Annotated in this window: 21 protein-coding genes; 6 read left to right on the forward strand and 15 right to left on the reverse strand. The window is 65.4% G+C overall.

The window, feature by feature from the left end; all coding sequences use genetic code 11:
• Positions 1–136: 136 nt before the first annotated feature.
• The 10 genes from nusB to P6U28_RS16355 form a co-directional block, all read right to left on the reverse strand.
• Entirely contained in the window at positions 137–634 is a 498-nt protein-coding gene (gene nusB / locus P6U28_RS16310; RefSeq protein WP_100232645.1) for a transcription antitermination factor NusB, read from the reverse strand.
• 4 nt (positions 635–638) lie between these two features.
• A complete protein-coding gene (gene ribH, locus P6U28_RS16315; RefSeq protein WP_407122773.1) occupies positions 639–1,130 on the reverse strand; it encodes a 6,7-dimethyl-8-ribityllumazine synthase in 492 nt (163 codons plus the stop codon).
• 126 nt (positions 1,131–1,256) lie between these two features.
• A complete protein-coding gene (locus P6U28_RS16320; protein ID WP_122402937.1) occupies positions 1,257–1,880 on the reverse strand; it encodes a riboflavin synthase in 624 nt (207 codons plus the stop codon).
• Entirely contained in the window at positions 1,880–3,028 is a 1,149-nt protein-coding gene (gene ribD / locus P6U28_RS16325; protein ID WP_122402936.1) for a bifunctional diaminohydroxyphosphoribosylaminopyrimidine deaminase/5-amino-6-(5-phosphoribosylamino)uracil reductase RibD, read from the reverse strand. The genes P6U28_RS16320 and ribD overlap by 1 nt, the downstream gene beginning before the upstream one ends.
• The gene (gene nrdR, locus P6U28_RS16330; protein WP_011087793.1) at positions 3,025–3,507 is read right to left on the reverse strand and encodes a transcriptional regulator NrdR; all 483 of its coding nucleotides are present in this window, start codon (positions 3,505–3,507) and stop codon (positions 3,025–3,027) included. Before nrdR ends, ribD begins: the two co-directional genes overlap by 4 nt.
• Before the next feature lie 15 nt (positions 3,508–3,522).
• Positions 3,523–4,821: a serine hydroxymethyltransferase gene (glyA, locus tag P6U28_RS16335; RefSeq protein ID WP_122402935.1), complete on the reverse strand. Its 1,299-nt coding sequence runs from the start codon at positions 4,819–4,821 to the stop codon at positions 3,523–3,525.
• A 254-nt stretch (positions 4,822–5,075) separates the two neighbouring features.
• Positions 5,076–5,297, reverse strand: a complete 222-nt coding sequence (locus tag P6U28_RS16340) for a hypothetical protein (protein ID WP_122402934.1) — start codon at positions 5,295–5,297, stop codon at positions 5,076–5,078.
• 37 nt (positions 5,298–5,334) lie between these two features.
• Positions 5,335–5,568 carry a hypothetical protein gene (locus P6U28_RS16345; RefSeq protein WP_122402933.1) on the reverse strand — a complete coding sequence of 78 codons (234 nt, stop codon included), beginning with the start codon at positions 5,566–5,568 and terminating at the stop codon, positions 5,335–5,337.
• 196 nt (positions 5,569–5,764) lie between these two features.
• The gene (ldtR, locus tag P6U28_RS16350; RefSeq protein ID WP_122402932.1) at positions 5,765–6,283 is read right to left on the reverse strand and encodes a transcriptional regulator LdtR; all 519 of its coding nucleotides are present in this window, start codon (positions 6,281–6,283) and stop codon (positions 5,765–5,767) included.
• Between the two features lie 523 nt (positions 6,284–6,806).
• On the reverse strand, positions 6,807–7,304 hold the full coding sequence (locus P6U28_RS16355) for a DUF6163 family protein (protein WP_122402931.1): 498 nt from the start codon (positions 7,302–7,304) through the stop codon (positions 6,807–6,809).
• Between the two features lie 122 nt (positions 7,305–7,426).
• Between P6U28_RS16355 and hemB the strand changes: the two genes are divergently transcribed.
• The gene (hemB, locus tag P6U28_RS16360; RefSeq protein WP_122402930.1) at positions 7,427–8,488 is read left to right on the forward strand and encodes a porphobilinogen synthase; all 1,062 of its coding nucleotides are present in this window, start codon (positions 7,427–7,429) and stop codon (positions 8,486–8,488) included.
• 303 nt (positions 8,489–8,791) lie between these two features.
• On the opposite strand, the gene P6U28_RS16365 is transcribed toward hemB, so the two are convergent.
• Entirely contained in the window at positions 8,792–9,691 is a 900-nt protein-coding gene (locus tag P6U28_RS16365) for a DUF6151 family protein (protein WP_197711557.1), read from the reverse strand.
• Here P6U28_RS16365 and P6U28_RS16370 point away from each other — a divergent pair.
• On the forward strand, positions 9,605–10,153 hold the full coding sequence (locus P6U28_RS16370) for an RDD family protein (RefSeq protein ID WP_122402928.1): 549 nt from the start codon (positions 9,605–9,607) through the stop codon (positions 10,151–10,153). The genes P6U28_RS16365 and P6U28_RS16370 overlap by 87 nt on opposite strands.
• Positions 10,154–10,268: 115 nt before the next feature.
• Positions 10,269–11,045: an arginyltransferase gene (locus tag P6U28_RS16375; protein WP_122402927.1), complete on the forward strand. Its 777-nt coding sequence runs from the start codon at positions 10,269–10,271 to the stop codon at positions 11,043–11,045.
• Between the two features lie 153 nt (positions 11,046–11,198).
• Here P6U28_RS16375 and P6U28_RS16380 read toward each other — a convergent pair whose 3' ends face one another.
• Positions 11,199–12,563 carry an Nramp family divalent metal transporter gene (locus tag P6U28_RS16380; protein ID WP_122402926.1) on the reverse strand — a complete coding sequence of 455 codons (1,365 nt, stop codon included), beginning with the start codon at positions 12,561–12,563 and terminating at the stop codon, positions 11,199–11,201.
• Between the two features lie 166 nt (positions 12,564–12,729).
• On the opposite strand from P6U28_RS16380, the gene P6U28_RS16385 reads away from it, so the two are divergent.
• Positions 12,730–13,980: an MFS transporter gene (locus P6U28_RS16385; RefSeq protein WP_122402925.1), complete on the forward strand. Its 1,251-nt coding sequence runs from the start codon at positions 12,730–12,732 to the stop codon at positions 13,978–13,980.
• Here P6U28_RS16385 and P6U28_RS16390 read toward each other — a convergent pair.
• Entirely contained in the window at positions 13,977–15,236 is a 1,260-nt protein-coding gene (locus tag P6U28_RS16390) for an adenylate/guanylate cyclase domain-containing protein (RefSeq protein ID WP_122402924.1), read from the reverse strand. The two genes, P6U28_RS16385 and P6U28_RS16390, sit on opposite strands and share 4 nt — an antisense overlap.
• Positions 15,237–15,410: 174 nt before the next feature.
• On the opposite strand from P6U28_RS16390, the gene P6U28_RS16395 reads away from it, so the two are divergent.
• Positions 15,411–16,568, forward strand: coding sequence for an MFS transporter (locus tag P6U28_RS16395; protein ID WP_122406627.1), 1,158 nt, complete (start codon positions 15,411–15,413; stop codon positions 16,566–16,568).
• Positions 16,569–16,599: 31 nt separating this feature from the next.
• A complete protein-coding gene (locus tag P6U28_RS16400; protein ID WP_122402923.1) occupies positions 16,600–16,791 on the forward strand; it encodes a hypothetical protein in 192 nt (63 codons plus the stop codon).
• Between the two features lie 6 nt (positions 16,792–16,797).
• On the opposite strand, the gene P6U28_RS16405 is transcribed toward P6U28_RS16400, so the two are convergent.
• Both P6U28_RS16405 and dmeF read right to left on the reverse strand, forming a co-directional pair.
• Positions 16,798–17,628 (reverse strand): N-acyl homoserine lactonase family protein, encoded by an 831-nt coding sequence (locus P6U28_RS16405; protein ID WP_129145811.1) that lies wholly within the window; start codon positions 17,626–17,628, stop codon positions 16,798–16,800.
• Between the two features lie 66 nt (positions 17,629–17,694).
• Complete coding sequence (dmeF, locus tag P6U28_RS16410) at positions 17,695–18,672, reverse strand: CDF family Co(II)/Ni(II) efflux transporter DmeF (RefSeq protein ID WP_129145812.1); 978 nt, start codon at positions 18,670–18,672, stop codon at positions 17,695–17,697.
• Positions 18,673–18,784: the final 112 nt, after the last annotated feature.

An 18,784-nucleotide genomic window follows, 5' to 3' on the forward strand; every position in this document is an offset into this window, starting at 1 on the left:
TCTGAGGTGCGAGCCCTTGCGAGCCTCGAAGGATGGCCGGCCGAGGTGTTGCCTCAGCGGCACGCCGCCGCCCTTCGAGGCCTCCGCTTCGCTCCGGCACCTCAGGTGACGGCTACGGCGGAAGTCATCGCCTCAATTACCCCCGCCCGAACTCGTCACCACGAAACTGGCGGCCGATCTGGTCGAGCACGGCGTTGACCATGCCCGTCTCCTCGCGGTCGACGAAAGCATTGGCGACGTCGACATATTCGGAGACCACGACGCGGCCCGGCACGTCCTTGCGGTGCTGGAGCTCGTAGGCACCCGCGCGCAGCACCGCGCGCAGGATGGCTTCGATCCGCTTCAAGGGCCAGCCCTTCGACAACGCCTCGTCGATCAGCGGATCGAGCTTCTTCTGGTCGCGCACGACGCCGGAGACGACGTCGCGGAAGAACGCGGCTTCAGCCGGCAGGTACGTGTCGCCCTCGACCTCGTTGCCCAGCCAATGGCTCTCGAACTCGGCGAAGATATCGTTGATGCCGGCGCCGGCGATGTCCATCTGGTACAGCGCCTGCACGGCGGCGAGCCGCGCCGCGCCGCGCCGGTTTGCTTTCTTCTCTGGAGTGCCAGCCGGCTTCTTGCTGTTGTCGGCCATGGCTTCAGGCCCGTGCCAGGCGGCGTTTGATGCGCAGCATCGCCAGCGCCGCGCGCGCGGCGTCGCCACCCTTGTTGAACTCGCTGGCGCGCGCCCGCGCCCAGGCCTGGTCCTCATTGTTGACGGTGAGGATGCCGTTGCCGAGCGGCAGCTTTCGCGTCACGGCGAGGTCCATCAGCGCGCGCGAGGATTCCTGCGACACGATCTCGAAATGAATGGTGTCGCCGCGGATCACGCAGCCAAGCGCGATCACCGCGTCATAGGGCTTGCCGTTCGCCGCCGCGGCATCGACCGCGATCGCGACTGCCGCCGGGATCTCCAGCGCACCGGGAACCGTGATGACGTCATGCGTCAGGCCGGCTGCCTTCAGCTCGGCCACCGCGCCTTCGAGCAGCGCGTCCTGGAGATCGTCATAGAACCGCGCCTCGACTACGAGCGCGCGCGCGCCGGAAATGTCGGTCTGGTCCTTCAGGGGTGCGCGCCGCGCGTCTGCCATCGTTCAATCCGTTCTACTGGGTCGGCGCGTTATGTAGTCGCCGCAGGCGGGTAAGCCAAGTTCAAAAGGGCACCGTCATTCCGGGGCGGCTCGAAGAGCCGAACCCGAAATGACAGCAAGCGCCGGTCACTTCATTTCCGTCAGCCGCGCCGCGTAGCGGGCCATCAGGTCAACCTCGATGTTGACCTCGTCGCCCGCCTTCCAGCCGCCGATGGTCGTGACATCAAGCGTGTGCGGGATGATCAGCACCGAAAAGGTCACGTCTGCAACCGTATTGATCGTGAGCGACACGCCGTCGAGCGTGATCGAGCCCTTGGTGGCGATGTACCGCGCCAGCTCCCGCGTCGTCGAGAGCACGAAGCGCGCCATATCAGGCAGGTCCTCGCGGCTGACGATGGTGGCGATCCCGTCGGCATGGCCGGCGACGATGTGGCCGCCGAGTTCGTCACCGATCTTCAGCGCGCGCTCGAGATTGAGCTTCGTCCCCACCTTCCAGTGCTTGGCGGTCGTCAGCGCCAGCGTCTCGGCCGCGGTATCGACGTCGAACCAGGTCCTTTGCTTAGAGTCCCTGCCGTCGGCAACGCCCGAGGCAACCACGGTCAGGCAGACGCCGTTGCAGGCGATCGAGGCACCGTCGGCGATGGTGCTCTGATCGTAGCGGCAGGCGATGCGCAGGCGGTGCAGCTGCCCCTGCGCCGTTGGCGTGAAGCTGACGATCTCGCCGATATCGGTGACAATGCCGGTGAACATTACGCGCGCTCGTAGATGGTGAGAGTATCCTTGCCGAAGGTCTCGCTAGCATGAACCTTGTAGGCCTGCGACTGCGTGATTTTCGACAGGGGCAATGCATCGAGCGCATCGACGCCGCCTTCGCCCACCGCTTCCGTGCCGCGGAACAGCCAGATCTCGTCGACGAGATCGGCCGCCATGAACGAAGCCGCAACACGGCTACCCCCCTCGACCATCAGCCGCGTGATGCCCTTCTCGGCCAGCGCATGCAGCACGGCCGGAAGATCGAGCCCGGACGCACCGCCCCGAGGCACGCGCAACATTTGCGCACCGGCCGCGCCAAGCCGCATGGCAGCAGCAGCCTCGGCGAGCTCGGAACCAACCACCCAGAGCGGCGTCTCGCGCGCGGATCGCACGAGCCGGCTCGATGCGGGAATGCGCAGGCTCTGATCGAGCACGATACGCACCGGCGAGCGCGCCGCCATGCCAGGCAGCCGGCAGGTGAGAAGCGGATCGTCCGCCAGCACCGTGCCGATCCCGACCAGAATGGCATCGCTCTGCGCGCGCAAGAGGTGCACGCGATCGCGCACGGCCTCGCCCGTGATCGCGACCGGCTTGCCGCCTGCCGCACCGATCTTGCCGTCAGGCGAGATCGCGAGCTTCAAGATCACATGCGGGCGCCTGTCGCGGATGCGACGGAAATGGCCGGCATGATCGAACGCGGCCTCCGCCGCGCACAAACCGACATCCACATTGATGCCGGCCGCGCGCAGGCGCGCATGGCCCTGGCCTGCGACTTCAGGATTGGGATCCTCGATCGCCGCGACCACACGCTTGATTCCCGCTGCAATCACCGCGTCGGCGCAAGGGGGCGACTTGCCGAAATGCGAGCACGGCTCCAGCGTGACGTAGAGAGTGGCGCCCCGCGCGGCCTCGCCCGCGCGCCTTAGCGCTTCAGGCTCGCCATGCGGCCGTCCTCCGGGCTGCGTCCAGCCGCGGCCGATGATGATCCCGTCCTTGACGATGACGGCGCCCACGGCCGGATTGGGCCAGGTCCGCCCCTGCCCGCGCTTACCCAGCGCCAGCGCCAGCTGCATGAAGCGCCGATCGGCATCCCTGGCCTCGCGCGCCTTCTGCGCGAACTGATCCTCCAGGATGCGGAAGATCATTTGCGGATCGCGGCGAGCCGCGCTTCCTCCTCACCGGAGAGCTCGCCGAGCACGTCGGCGAAATCCTTGGCCTCGCGGAAATTGCGGTAGACGGAGGCAAAGCGCACATAGGCGACGTCGTCGAGCGTGCGCAGATGCTCCATCACGGTCTCGCCGATCACCTCCGAGGAGATCTCGGCCTCGCCCCCGGTCTCGAGCTCGCGCACGATGGTGGAGACCATCTTCTCCACCCTTTCAGGCTCGACCTGCCGCTTGCGCAACGAAATCTGCACCGAGCGCATCAGCTTGTCGCGGTCGAACGGCACGCGGCGGCCGTTGCGCTTGATCACCGTGAGTTCGCGCAGCTGCACGCGCTCGAAGGTGGTGAAGCGGAAATTGCAGGCGACGCACACGCGCCGCCTGCGGATCACGGACGAGTCCTCGGTCGGACGCGAGTCCTTTACCTGCGTATCGAGACTGTTGCAGTTCGGGCAGCGCATCCGCTTGGCCTTGCCTTACTGGTAGATCGGGAACCGATCGGTGAGCGCCTTGACTCGTTCCTTGATCGCAGCTTCCACCAGCGGCGCCTTGCCGTCGGAGGACTGCGCGATCGCGTTGAGGACCTCGGCGATCATGCCGGCGACCTGCTGGAATTCGGCGACACCGAAGCCGCGCGTGGTCGCAGCCGGCGTGCCGAGCCGCAGGCCCGAGGTGACGAACGGCTTTTCGGGATCGAACGGAATGCCGTTCTTGTTGCAGGTGATGGCGGCGCGGACCAGCGCCTTCTCCGAGACGTTGCCCTTCAGGCCCTTCGGCCTGAGGTCGACCAGCATCAGATGGTTGTCGGTGCCGCCGGAGACGATGTCGAACCCGTGGCTCTTCATCGCCTCGGCCAGCGCCTTGGCGTTCTCGACGACGTTCTTGGCATAGACCTTGAAGTCCGGACGCAGCGCCTCGCCGAAGGCGACCGCCTTCGCCGCGATCACATGCATGAGGGGACCGCCCTGGAGGCCCGGGAAAATCGCCCCGTTGAGCTTCTTGGTCAGCGTCTCGTCATTCCACAGCATCAGGCCGCCGCGCGGACCGCGCAGGGACTTGTGCGTCGTGGTGGTGGTGACGTGGGCATAGGGCACCGGCGAAGCATGTACGCCGCCGGCGACGAGGCCGGCGAAGTGCGCCATGTCGACCAGGAGATAGGCGCCGACGCTGTCGGCGATCTCGCGGAAACGCTTGAAGTCCCAGGCGCGCGAATAGGCCGACCCACCGGCGACGATCAGCTTCGGCTTGACCTCTTCGGCCTGCTTGGCCACCGCATCCATGTCGATGATCTGGTCCTCGCGGCGCACGGTGTAGTGCGCGGCCTTGAACCACTTGCCGCTCATGTTGACGGGCGAGCCGTGGGTGAGATGGCCGCCGGCGGCGAGATCGAGACCCATGAAGGTGTCGCCGGGCTGAAGCAGCGCCAGAAACACCGCCTGGTTCATCTGGCTGCCGGAGTTCGGCTGCACGTTGGCGAAGTTGGCACCGAACAGCTTCTTGGCGCGATCGATCGCGAGGTTCTCGGCGACGTCGACCCACTCACAACCGCCGTAGTACCGCGCGCCCGGATAACCCTCCGCGTACTTGTTGGTCATCACCGAACCCTGCGCTTCCAGCACGGCCCGGCTGACGATGTTCTCGGAAGCGATCAGCTCGACCTCATGGCGCTGCCGGCCGAGCTCGCCCTTGATGGCGGCGGCGATTTCCGGATCGGCCTTCTCGAGCGAGGCGGTGAAAAACGAATCGGGCGCGGAGGCGGTTTTGGGTGCGGTCATCTTGCGAATATCTCCACCGCCGCAGCCTTTTGGCGGGCTACGGGCGTGTCTGGTGTGGCGGTCGGAAGCACGCGCGATCTACCACATCGCCCGCAACAGGCCAAGCATTTGCGGGTGGGGCCTGATATTTATGCAAGATATGGGGGATTGGAGGTTCTCATCCCGAGATCGGTTCCGGGGAGCCGCTCCTCGGGGACCAGGGCCGCTTTGGCCTCATTCCTCGCAAACGGCAACCCGGCGGAGCCGGCGTCGTTTCACAGCCCGGTATACCCCGCCTTGACCGGGTCCACGCTGCCGTCGAGCTGGCGCAAATAGGTCAGACCGCAGACCGTCAATCTGTGCGGGTCCGTCTCGCCCGCTTCCATCAGGGTATTGAGGTAGTTCGTCACCTTTTCCCGCGCCTCCTCACTCGCCGCCGCGGTGCGGTTGGCGAGCAGGTCATAGGTCTGCATGATGCGGTCGACGGCGGCTTCCATGGCACCCTCTGGTTTGTCGCTAATTTGGGAGTCTTGATCAGGCAACCGCTCTGGCCTCGGTCTGCTGGAACTTGGCGATTGCCTTGTTCGCCAGCCTGATCTTGTTGAATTCGCCTTGCTGGAGCAGCTTCACGATGAGGCCGAGCAGGCGTTCGTCGGTGACCAGCGAGTCGGGGATGGCGCCCGAACGGCGAAGGAAGTTCGCGGCAATGGCGTAGGCCTTGCTCACGAGTTCTACGTTCGTGGCCTGAAGCCCGCGCTCGACCAGCATCGACGTTTCTCCGATCCGAAGGAGATAAGCGCCCGGCCCGGAACTGGTTCCTCGTGCCCGGGACATTTTTTCGCAGGTGCAAAATATGGAACGCGCCGGTCCGAAATCCGGGCCGGCGCGCTTGGGGGAAGTCAGGCACGTTCGGGAGGCTTGCCGGTCTTGTTGCGGGCCGGCTTGGCCTTGATCCCTTGGAGACTCAGAGGCGATAGAGGATCTGGTCGGTCCAGAACCGCTCGAGGCGGTGCAGCGACTTGTTGAGCGTCGCAAACTCGTCGCCGGAGATGCCGCCGACCTGCTCGACCGTCTTGACGTGCTTCTGGTAGAGCGCCTCGACGATACGGCGGACTTCCTGGCCCTGCGGGGTCAGGCGGATGCGCACCGAGCGGCGATCGACGCGCGAGCGCTGATGATCGAGGAAGCCGAGCTCGACGAGCTTCTTCAGATTGTAGGAGACGTTGGAGCCGAGATAGTAACCGCGCGTGCGCAGCTCGCCCGCGGTCAGCTCCTTGTCGCCGATGTTGTAGAGCAAGAGCGCCTGCACCGAGTTGATGTCCGCACGGCCGCGGCGATCGAATTCATCCTTGATGACGTCGAGGAGCCGGCGATGCAGCCGCTCCACCAGAGTCAAAGCTTCCAGATAGAGCGACTGCACCGAGCCCTGCTGGCCGGAGACGCGCTCTGCGGTATCTGCCGCAGTTGCGACGGCTTTCATCATGACACTTCCCCTGTTGTCGTTTTTATCGACACTTATTCGACGAAACTTGTGTCCCGTCTGATAGGTGCAACTTAAGGGGCGCGTTTGAAGATCGGCTTAAATAAGAGAATAAAGAGATCATGAATTTAAGACAGTGAATTGCGGATTAAGCCTGTGCCACAAGCACTTTTCGCAACCGTCTGTTGACCTTCGCAAGGTCCTGTTCACCCTCCGTCCGCCGTTGTTGTCGCATTCCAGAACAGCCCCGCCCCGTTTCGAAACGAGCGCGTAACAGCTGTGGCGGAACCGGCTGGTCAATGAAAACTTACCGCAAATTTTAGGCAACCAACGGTCAACCAAGCGCAACACTCTCATGTCCCGGACAGGATGCAGCGCGCAGCGATGCATCGCGGAGCCGGGACCCATATGTTGCAAGATGGGACCGCGGTGAGATGGGGCCCGGCTCTGCAGCGCATCACGTCGCAAGAGCGCCACGCTGCATTGCGTCCAGGGCACGAGACCGTTGTGCGAGCGGCGAGGCCGGCTACGGCGGCCGTTCGCGCGCGGCCATCCAGGCGAGCGCCAGATACGCGGCAAGCATGAAGACCTCGACGCCGACCACGGCGAGGCTGCCGCCGTAGATTCCCGGGAACATCAACTCGATCACCGCCATCGACACCACGGTCGTCAGCCACACCACCGCGCCCCAGGGCGTCGCGAGCCACAGGCCGACGGCGGCGACAAGCTCGATCACGGCGAAGTAGACGGTCGCGGCCTGCCAGGCCATCGACTGGTTCTCGAATGCCTCATCCTCGCCGCCGACAAAGCCAGTCACCTGCGCCCAGTGATAAAGGCCCTTGAGGATCGAGAGCAGCGCCATCACCCGCAGGAACAGCACGAGCCGGCGGGTCCAGACATTGTCGTCGGACTCTGAGCGCTCCGATGAGATCGCCGCCACCGACAATGCGCTCTCTCTGGCATTGTCTCGGGCGCCGTCCCTGGCGCTGTCGCGGGTCGCATCGCGGGTGGAGATCTCGGACATGGCCCCTTCTGGCTGCTTCGCCCCACAAAATCAATCGGCTGCCATCCCTTGCGGCAGGTCAAGCCGCGGTGACGGGAACCATGCGAGCTGGTATAAGAATAATTCCAGCCGGAGGAAGAGTAATGGCGATCAAATACGGACGTCCGATCGAATTGCGCGAGGTTTCGCGCAAGGATGGCGGAGCGGCCTCCCCTGCTCTCGATCTGACCGTCCGCCCGCGCCGCAACCGCAAGGCGGAATGGGCCCGGCGGATGGTGCGCGAGAACGTCCTCACCACCGACGATCTGATCTGGCCGCTGTTCCTGATCGACGGCCACAACAAGCGCGAGCAGGTTGCCTCGATGCCGGGCGTCGACCGCCTCAGCGTCGATCAGGCCGTGCGCGAGGCCGAGCGCGCGATGAAGCTGACGATCCCCTGCATCGCGCTGTTTCCCTACACCGATCCCTCCCTGCGCGACGAGGAAGGCTCGGAAGCCACCAATCCGAACAACCTGGTCTGCCAGGCCGTGCGCGCGATCAAGAAGGAGTTTCCGGAGATCGGAATCCTCTGCGACGTCGCGCTCGATCCCTTCACCAGTCACGGCCATGACGGCCTGATCTCTGACGGCAAAATTTTGAACGACGAGACGGTCGCCGTGCTGGTGCGTCAGGCGCTGGTGCAGTCCGAAGCCGGCTGCGACATCATCGCGCCTTCCGACATGATGGACGGCCGCGTCGCCGCGATCCGCGAGGGGCTGGACCGCGCCGGCCTGCTCGACGTCCAGATCATGGCCTATGCGGCCAAATACGCCTCCGCCTTCTATGGCCCGTTCCGCGACGCCATCGGCTCGGCCAAGACGCTCACCGGCGACAAGCGCACCTACCAGATGGACAGCGCCAACACCGATGAAGCCCTGCGCGAGGTCGAGCTCGATATCGCCGAGGGCGCCGACATGGTGATGGTGAAGCCCGGCATGCCCTATCTCGACGTGGTCCGCCGCGTGAAGGACACGTTTGCAATGCCGACCTTCGCCTACCAGGTCTCCGGCGAATACGCGATGATCGCGGCGGCCGCGAACAACGGCTGGCTCGACGGCGAGCGCGCGATGATGGAGAGCCTTTTGGCGTTCAAGCGCGCCGGCGCCGACGGCGTGCTGAGCTATTTTGCGCCCAAGGCGGCGGAGAAGCTGCGCGCGCAGGGGTAAGGTCGTGCCCCGGACGCAATGCAGCACGCCCTTGGCGATGCGAAGCATGGTCCAGTTGCGGCGTGATGCGTTGCAGAGCCCGGGCCCATTTCTTCTCCGCGATCTCACTTGTGACCTCTAAAGCGCGATGAGATTTGGATGAATCGTCATCGCGCTTTAGCTTGTTGTTTACGCATGATCTTTCCGGAAAACCGCTTCGCACTTTTCCGGATCATGCTTTAGGTCCTGGTTCTGCGCGCCGCTTTGCGGCGCTTGTCCGGGACATGAGGGCGGAGTTGCTCGCGCACCCTACCGCTGCAACACTCAACCCGCTTGCGCGTTCGGCTGAGGTCCGCATAACAGACGCAGCGCCTCGCGTTGCTCGCGCGACAGCACGGTAATTGGATAGATCGGCTCACGCGTCTCCCGCTTGAAGAACGGGTGCGGCCAGGTCTTCCCCCGCAGCTTCCATGCCAGCACCTTGCCGATGGCGCGCAAGATGAGAGAAAGATTAAGCCCGGTCGAGCCCGCCGGTGGCTCACCGACCGCGTACTTGCCGAGAATGGCGCCGGTCGGCGCTCCGGCGACATCGTCGACCGCCGGCGTGCCGCCCTCGAACGCCTGCGCGATGATGCCGACAAAGGGAACGCTGGGCGAAAGCGTGTTGCCGACCGGCGTGTTGCAGCAGCTTGCATACCACCGGTAGAGACCTTTCGCGGTCAGCCGCACCCCCGCGATCCGGCTCTGACCCTGCACAAACGAGAGCGTCGATGGCGCGACCTGGATAATGTCGCTGCCGCCCTTCGCGTTCAACAGATCGGCGCGGCCGAGCTGGTGTGCGAAAGCCTGGCAGTCGTCGCAGTAGCAGACCACGCGATTGACCGTCCGCGGCGACACGCCCGTGACCACGGCGCGGACCCCGCCACAGCTGCAACGTAATTCGACCTGACCACCCATGAAATCTTCCTGTGAGGGCTCAGCCCGCCCCAGCATGGTGCAAATCACGCGCCGCGCAAGCGCCTGCGGCCGCCGAATCGCCGGAATATTTTGCGGTATTGATAGACCAACAGCCTTGGCGCGTGGCCGGACTGTTCCCATCTGCTGCCGGTGAGAGATCCGAAAGCGAAAGAGAAGCTCATGTCTTATTCGGGTTCGCCAAATGACAGCGGCACTTGGCGCAATGATGGTGCCATGCAACCGCACGCCTACGATCCCGATCTGCATCCGGAACTGTTCCGCGGGGTCGCGACACGGCGGGTGTTTGCCTTCCTGATCGACATGATCGTGATCTCTGTGCCGGTCATCCTCGGCTACCTCTTCATTGCGTTGTTCGGCCTGGTGACGCTCGGCCTCGGCTGGGCACTGTTCTGGCTGGCTTGGCCCGCCTCGGTGATCTGGGCGATCGTGTATTACGGCGCCTGCATCGGCGGTCCGTCCTCGGCGACGATCGGCATGCGCGTGATGGATCTGGAACTGCGCACCTGGTACGGCGCACCAGGCTATTTCGTGCTCGGCGCCACGCACGCCGTGCTGTTCTGGGTGACCGTCTCGTTCCTGTCGCCCTTCGTGGTGCTGGTCGGCCTGTTCAACGGCCGCCGCCGCCTGCTGCACGATTTCGTGCTGGGAACCGTCGTGATCAACAATTCCATCCGCGCGCCGGTGTCGCAGGCCGCCAGGTCCTGGTGAGGAGCTGGCAACCTGTGCCTGCTAGGATGACGAGCGTGTCCTGCCGCGCAGGCCGATTGACCGGGAGCTTTGGTAGCGCGATGCTGAGATCTTGTTCGGAGGCCCACGACGTCCCTTGACCCAGCACTCTCGCGATACCCCGCAATTTTACCTCACGGCGCCATCCCCGTGCCCCTATCTGCCGGGCCGCCATGAGCGGAAGGTGTTCACGCACCTTGTCGGAGATCGTGCGGGCGACCTCAACGACCTCCTGACCCATGGCGGCTTCCGCCGCAGCCAGTCGATTGCCTATCGTCCTGCCTGCGACCAGTGCCGCGCCTGCGTCTCGGTCCGGGTCATCGCCAACGAGTTCCGGCCCTCTCGCAGCTTCCGCAAGGTGATGGCGCGCAATGCCGACATCATCGGCGAGCAGCGCAGCGCGGTGCCGACCTCCGAGCAATATTCGGTGTTCCGCGCCTATCTCGACGCCCGCCACCGCCATGGCGGCATGGCCGACATGACCGTGCTCGACTACGCCATGATGGTCGAGGACAGCCATGTCGAGACCCGCATCATCGAATACCGCAAGCGCGGTCCCGACAGCGGCCTCACCGGCCGTGGCGAGGAGCTGATCGCGGTGGCGCTCACGGACGTGCTCAGCGATGGCCTCTCGATGGTCTATTCGTTCTTCGATCCGGGCCAGGTCAGCCGCTCGATGGGCACCTTCATGATCCTCGACCACATCGCGCGCGCGCGACGTCAGGGCCTGCCCTACGTCTATCTCGGCTACTGGATCGAAGGCTCCAAGAAGATGGACTACAAGGCCCGCTTCCTGCCGCAGCAGCGGCTCGCGCCCTCAGGCTGGCTGCGCATCGATGCGCAGGGCGATACAGCATCCGAGCCGCAGGACTAGGCGCCTCACACTCTCCGTCATGCCCCGGCTTGACCTGGCTTGACCGGGGCATCCAGTACGGTACGGCGCGGCGTCCCGAGTCAATTACAGCCGTCTCTGGAATACTGGATCGCCCGGTTGAACCGGACGATGACAGCTACCCAATGGCTAGCATCACCCGAAAAACGTATCCGCCAGCAGCTTCACGTTCAGCACCACGATCACGCCCGCGACGATCCAGGCAATTGCGGCGACGGATACCGGTATCGCGAACTGGCCCATCTTGCGGCGGTCGGAGACGAAGCGGACCAGCGGGATGACGGCGAAGGGCAGCTGCATCGACAGCACGACCTGGCTGAACACCAGCAGATCGGCCGTGCCGCGCTCGCCGTAGATCGCCGTGACGATGATCACGGGAACAATGGCGATGCCGCGTGTGAGCAGGCGACGCGCCCAGCTCGGCAGGCGCAGATCGAGGAAGCCTTCCATCACGATCTGGCCGGCGAGGGTCGCGGTCACCGTCGAGTTGAGGCCCGAAGCGAGCAGCGCCACCGCGAACAGCGTCGAGGCGATGCCGAGGCCGAGCAGCGGCGACAAGAGCTCGAACGCCTGTCCGATCTCGGCGACATCGGAATGGCCACTTCTGTGGAAGGTCGCAGCCGCCACGACCAGGATCGCGGCGTTGATGAACAGCGCCAGCATCAGGGCGACGGTGGAGTCCGTCGTTGCCCATTTGATCGCTTCGCGCCGACCACTGTCATTGCGTTCATAAGCGCGCGTCTGCACGATCGAGGAATGCAGGTAGAGATTATGCGGCATCACCGTCGCGCCGATGATGCCGATCGCGATGTAGAGCATGTCGGAATTGGTGAAGATCTCGCTCTTCGGCACGAAGCCGCGCAGAACCTCCGCCACCGGCGGGGCCGCCGCCGCGATCTGGACCACGAAGCAGACCGCGATCACCGCGAGCAGCGCAATGACGAACGCCTCGAGGAATCGAAAGCCACGGTTCATCAGGAGCAGCAGCAGGAAGGCGTCGAGTGCGGCGAGAAGCGCGCCGCCGATCAGGGGAATGCCGAACAGGAGTTTGAGCGCGATCGCCGTACCGATCACCTCGGCGAGATCGCAGGCGATGATCGCCGCCTCGCAGGCGAGCCAGAGCAGGAAGTTCACCACCGGCGAATAGGTCGCGCGGCAGGCCTGCGCGAGGTCGCGGTCGGTGACGATGCCGAGCCGCGCCGCCAGCGACTGCAGCAGGATCGCCATCAAATTCGAGAGCAGGATGACCGAGAGCAGCGTGTAGCCGAACTTCGACCCGCCGGCGAGGTCGGTCGCCCAATTGCCGGGATCCATGTACCCGACCGAGACGAGATAGCCCGGACCGACGAAGGCGAGCAGCCGCCGCAACCAGTGCCCGGCGACCGGAATGGCGACGGTGGAATTGACCTCCGCGAGGCTCTTGGTGGTGGGCGCGTCAGCGCGCCAGCCGGCGACGTCTTGGGACGAGGTTTGGGTCAGGTCGGGCGATCGCGCATCCATAAGAGGAGAATACCGAAGTTCGATCTTATTGCAACTCATTTGCAACTGCATCTAGCCGCAGCGGTTCCGGTCCGGCCATTATCCGCTGCCCTGTCGGGAAGCGGGTGGGTTTGGCCGTCCCTGGGAGCGGATATTGGCAGCAACTCGACTTTGCAGGATATGCGCCATGTCAACGCCGTCTCGCCTCCCCGACACCTTCAACCGCCTCGCCTGGTCGAATCTCGCGGCGCAGTCGGCCGAGCAGATCGCGCTCGCCGCAGCGCCCATTGTGGCCGTGCTGACGCTGGGTGTTGCCGAAGGTCAGACCGGCCTGCTCCAGACCGCGCTCACCCTGCCCTTCGTCCTGTTCGCCATTCCCGCCGGCGTGCTCGCCGATCGCATCTCCCGCCGCTGGCTGATGGCGGGTGCCGAGGCGCTGCGGGCGGCTGCGCTCGCCGCCATCGTGCTGCTGCTGGTGCTGGGGGCCCTCAACTTGCCGCTGCTGGCCCTGCTCGGCTTTGCGGCCGTGTGCGGCACCGTCGTCTACAGCGTGGCGGCGCCGGCGCTGGTTCCCTCGCTGGTGAGCTCCGACTTGTTGCCGGCGGCGAATGCGCGGATCGAGCTCGCGCGCACCATCGCCTTCGCCAGCGGCCCTGCACTCGGCGGTGCGCTGGTGGGATGGTGGGGCGCAAGCCCAGCCTTCGGCTTTGCCGCGGCGCTCTCGGCCATCGCGGTGGTGCTGCTCTCCGGCATCTACGAGCCCGCGCGCGCGCCGGCGCCGCGCCGTCATCCGCTGCAGGAGATCCGCGAAGGCGCGGCCTTCGTATTTCACCATCCACTGCTGCGGCCGGTATTCATCACCCAGTTCATCTTCAACACCGGCTGGTTCCTGCAGATCGCGGTGTTCGTGCCCTACGCCGTGCGCCATCTCGGCCTGACGGCCGCCGGCGTCGGCACGGTGCTGACGATGTATGGCGTCGGCATGGTGATCGGCGCGCTGGTCGCCACGCGCGTGATGAAGCGCATCGCGTTCGGCCTCGTGGTCGGACTCGGCCCCGTCACCGGCTTCGTCGCCGCATTGGTGATGGCGCTGACGGTGCTGCTCCCCTCGCCCTGGCTCGCAGCCTTGAGCTTCTTCCTGCTCGGCGCCGGGCCGATCCTGTGGGTGATCTCGACCACGACCCTGCGCCAGTCGGTGACACCGCCGCGGCTGCTTGGCCGCGTCTCCGCCATCAACATCATGAGCTACGGCGCCCGCCCGCTCGGCTCGGCATTAGGGGCAATCGTCGGCGGCCTCTGGAGCGCGGAAGCGTGCCTTTATCTCGCCGCAGCCGTCTTCGGCATGCAGGCTTTGGTGATCCTGCTGTCACCGGCAGTGGCGCTGGATCGGCAGCCGGCCATGGTGGGGGATGAAGCGGCGCTGGAGCAGCCGGCCTAACCCGCCAGATAGCGCTCATAGCTCCCCGCCACCGGCTCGCTCGCCTCAACCTCTGGATCGAGCGTGTAGAGATCCTGCGCGCGGCCGATGCCGCGCAGCGCGTAGCGGCCGGTGGAGACGAGATAGCGGCGGCCGGCGGCATCGAGGCCCTTGTAGAACTCGGATGAGGCCAGCAGCTCGCGGTCGACCGAGCGGCTCATCGAGGCGATGCGGCTGACCTCGTTGACGGTCGGGCCGACCACCGTGAAATCGAGCCGGTCCTGGCTGCCGATATTGCCGTAGAAGACCTCGCCGACATGCAGGCCGATATAGGCTGACGTGGTCGGGCGGCCCTCCGCCGCCCGCCGCTTGTTCAGCGCGGCGACGTTCTTGCGGAAGAGATGCTCGGCCCGTAATGCGGCCCGTCGCGCATCCGCCATGTCCTCGCCCCAGAACATCGCGAGCACGCCATCGCCGATCAGCTTCAGCACGTCGCCGCCGGCCTCGTGGATCGGATCGATCACGGCCTGCGCATAGTCGTTGAGGAACGGAATGATCTCGTCGGGACCGATGCTCTCGCTGATGCCGGTGGAGCCGCGCAGGTCCGAATACCACAGCACGGCGTTGATCCGCTCGGTGACCCCGCGCGAGATGCGCCCGCGCAAGACCTGCTCGGAGGCGTCGCGGCCGAGATAGACGCGGCCGAGCGTGCGGGCGATGTCGACCTGCTGCGCCGATTTGATCGCGAGCCCCAGCACCGGCACGAGATCGCGCAGCGCTTCCAGCTCCGATGGCGTGAAGCCGTCCTCGCGCCGGGTGGTCCAGTAGGAGTAGAGACAGTCCATCTGCCCCAGCGCGCCGCTTTCGCCGAAGCGATGGACGAAGGCGAGGAAATGCCGATGGCCCTTCTCGGCGAGGTCGCCGATCTGCGAGAAATCGAGCGTGGCTGCGTCGGCGAGATCGATCACCATCTCGTCCTCGCCATGCTCGAGCAAATGATAGAACACCGACCGCCGCCAGTTCTTGTTCGGATCCCCCTCGGCCGTCGAACCGTATTCGAACATGTCGCTCTCGTTGCTCGACCGGTCGGTCCAGCGAAAGCCGCGGCCCTCGTAGATCGGGTGCAACGTGTCGATGAAGACCAGCCCGCGCGACAGGTCGAGCCCTTCGGCGCAGCAGCGCTCGCAGAAGCCGCGGAGCAGTTCGGGTTCAGGCAGGCCCGTAAGCCCCTGGCTGGTGACCCAGTTCATCAGTGAGAGACGCGAAGTGACTTGCATGCGCCATTATGGCGTGCATTCGTGACCGGCGAAAGGCGCGAGGGCCCGACATGCGCGGCAGGCTCGCGCCCCTTGCAGATCGAATATGTCGCGGGCGCGGTTGACGCACTCGCCACGCGGGCGGCAAATGCCGGCGATGAAGACTTTGTCGGCCAGAATCGGAGGCACGCGCCGATGACCCAGCGCCAGCTTCCGATCATCCTGGCGCTCGGCACCACCGAGACTCTGGCCTGGGCCTCGAGCTACTATTTGCCGGCGCTGCTCGCTGATCCCATGGCACGCGACCTCGGCGTCTCCTCCAACTGGATCTTCGGTGCGTTTTCGGCCGCACTGGTGATCTCGGCAATGCTCGGCCCGCGCATCGGGCGGCAGATCGATCTCGTCGGCGGCCGTCAGGTGCTGTCGGCCTCGAACCTGACCATTGCCGCCGGCCTCGTGCTCCTCGGGCTCTCGCAATCGATCGCGGTGATGGCGATCGCCTGGCTCGTGCTCGGCATCGGCATGGCAATGGGACTCTACGACGCCGCCTTCGCCGCCTTGGGGCGCATCTACGGCATCGAGGCGCGCAGGGCCATCACCGGCATCACGCTGATGGCGGGCTTCGCCTCCACCGTCGGCTGGCCGCTCACCGCCTGGGGCATCGCCCATATCGGCTGGCGCGACACCTGTTTCGCCTGGGCCGCGGCCAACATCCTGATCGGCCTGCCCCTCAACTTCTTCATGCTGCCGGCGATCAAGGGCGCCAAGCAGGCGGCGGCCACGGCCGAGAAGCCGCATTTGCCGCTCGACCGCACCATGCTGCTGCTCGCCTTCATCTTCGCCGCGGTCTGGACCGTCACCGGCGCCATGGCCGCGCATTTCCCGCGCATCCTGGAGACCACGGGCGCAACGCCGGCCGAGGCCATCGCGGCCGGCGCACTGATCGGCCCGGCACAGGTTGGTGCGCGCATGCTAGAGGCCGGCTTCCTCAGCCGCTTCCATCCGCTGTGGTCGACGCGGCTCGCCAGCCTCACCCACCCGATCGGAGCCGTGATCGTCGCGATCTTCGGCGGCGCCGCGGCGAGCGCCTTCGCGTTGTTCCACGGCTCCGGCAACGGCATCTTGACGATCGCGCGAGGCACGCTGCCGCTGTCGATCTTCGGCCCGAAAGATTTCGGCTACCGCCTCGGCATCATCGGCGCCCCGGCGCGGATGGCGCAGGCCGTGGCGCCGCTCGCCTTCGGCCTGCTCATCGACCTCATGGGCGCCAAGGTGCTGATCGTCTCGTCTGCGCTCAGCCTCTCGGCGCTTGTGGCGCTGTTCCTGATCCGCCCCGTGTCGCGGCCTGATTGACGGCACAGCCGCTTTCGCGCACAAGCGAGCCATGAGCAACGATGCCGGCCCGCCCCGCACATTCAAAGGCCTCCTGCGCTGGGCGACCACGCCGCCGCAGGCCTGGGGCGTCTATCTCCTCGCGGTCCTCCTGGTCTGGCTGCTCTCGTTCTATGCCGGCACGCTGAAGCCGAAGAAGACGCCGGACGCGAATCCGCCGACGTTGACCGCGCCGAAAGGCTGATCCGCCTCAGTCGTAAAACTCCGGCGCCATCTTCTGGCCGTCGCGCTGGGCCTTGTCGTGGTTGATCCAGAGCTGCGCCTTCTCCTTGGCGAGCGTGTCGGCGATCTTCTGCATCGAGGCCGCGCTCTGGTCCTTGTCGACGTTCATGCTGGGCACGCGGCGGTTGTCCCAATTGTCCTTGAAGTGCACGGCATCGCCAGACAGCAGAACCGCGCCGGTTTTCGGCAGTTTCACCAGCAGCGACTGGTGACCCGGCGTGTGACCCGGCGTCGATAGGATGGTCAGGCTGCCGTCGCCGAAGACATCCTTGTCGCCCGTGAGCAACTCGACCGGATGCGACGGCTTGAAGCGCGGCGCGTTGTCGGCGCCGGGCCAGTCGTATTCGGCCTTCTGCACATAGAGCATGGCCTGCGGGAACAGCTCGACATTGCCGATATGATCCGGATGCGTATGCGAGACGGCCATCGCCCGGACGTCATCGGGCTTGAGGCCAAGCTGCTCGAGCTGCGCTTGCAACGTCTTCGGCCGACGCCAGGTCACGGCTTTGGGATCGGCGGGCACGAGACCGTTCGGCATCGCGGCGACGGAATCGGCAATGCCGGTGTCCCACAGGAACCAGCCTTTGACATGCTTGATCAGATAGCAGGTGTCGACGAAATCCATCGTCTTGCCTTCGTTCAGGCCCGGCGTCCACCGCGAGATGTCACCGGCGGTACCCTCTCCGCAATTCAGCACATAGAGCTTTTCAACGCCGGCCTTTTCCGATTGCGCCAGCGCCCCGGGGCTGGAAAGAGCGAGTGCGGCGATGGCGACCGCGAACGCGATCCTGTGCATCATTGTTCCTCCCGTACAGGGCTGCGACCGAGGATCAACCCCGGCCGCTCAGCAGAATTCCGCGCTCCGTCAATGCAGGCAGGTCTCGACCTCGACCGTGATGTGGCTGAGGCCCTTCAGCCCCGCGAGCCGCCGCTTGTAGACGGCCGGCTGCTTCGGCTTGTCCGACACCACCGAGAGCAGCACGGCACAATGGCCGGGGCCGACCCGCCAGAGATGCAGGTCAGTCACGCGATCGTCGCCGACTTCCATGCGGGCCCGGATCACCCGCTCCAGCTTCTCGTCGGCGCGCACGTCGAGCAGCACCGCACCCGATGACTTGATGAGGCCGAACGCCCAGCTCGCGATCACGACGCTGCCGATCAGGCCCACGGCCGGATCGGCCCAGACCCAGCCCGAATACATAGCGACGGCGAGCGCTGCGATCGCCAGCACCGAGGTCGCGGCATCGGTCATGACGTGGACATAGGCCGCGCGAAGGTTGTTGTCGTGGTGATGGTGATGATGGCCATGATGATCATGGTCGTGGTCATGATCGTCGTGGTCATCATGCGCATGGCTGTGGCCATGCGCGTGATGATGATGATCATGGCTATCGCGCAGCAGCCACACACTCGCGAGATTGACGCACAAGCCGAGGGCGGCCACCGCCATGGCCTCGCCATAGACGATCGGCACCGGCGTGAACAGGCGCAGCACGCTTTCATAGGCGATCTCGACCGCGATCAGGCCGAGGATGATGGCGCTGGCGAAGGCGGCAAGATCCCCGAACTTGCCGGTGCCGAAGGTGAAATGCGCATTGCCCAGGTGCCGCCGCGCGAAGCGATAGGCGAAGGCGGCAATGCCGAGCGCCGCCGCATGCGTGCCCATGTGCCAGCCGTCGGCCAGCAGCGCCATCGAGCCGAACAGCGAGCCGGCAACGATCTCGCCGACCATCATGACCAGCGTCAGCACGACCACGAACCAGGTGCGCCGTTCGTTCTCGTCGTGCTTCTCGCCCAGGAAGGCGTGGTCATGGGTCCATTGTTCGATGGAATGGGAATGCATCGAATTCTCCCGAAGATTCACGATCTGTCGGCGTGCAATATAGACGGTGGGAACCAATTTTCTAAGCTCCAATCGTCCCGCGGATTGACAGTGCTTCTTAGTTTCGCTGTAA

The sequence above is a fragment of the Bradyrhizobium sp. STM 3561 genome (genome assembly GCF_045571455.1).
Taxonomy (GTDB): Bacteria; Pseudomonadota; Alphaproteobacteria; order Rhizobiales; family Xanthobacteraceae; genus Bradyrhizobium; species Bradyrhizobium vignae.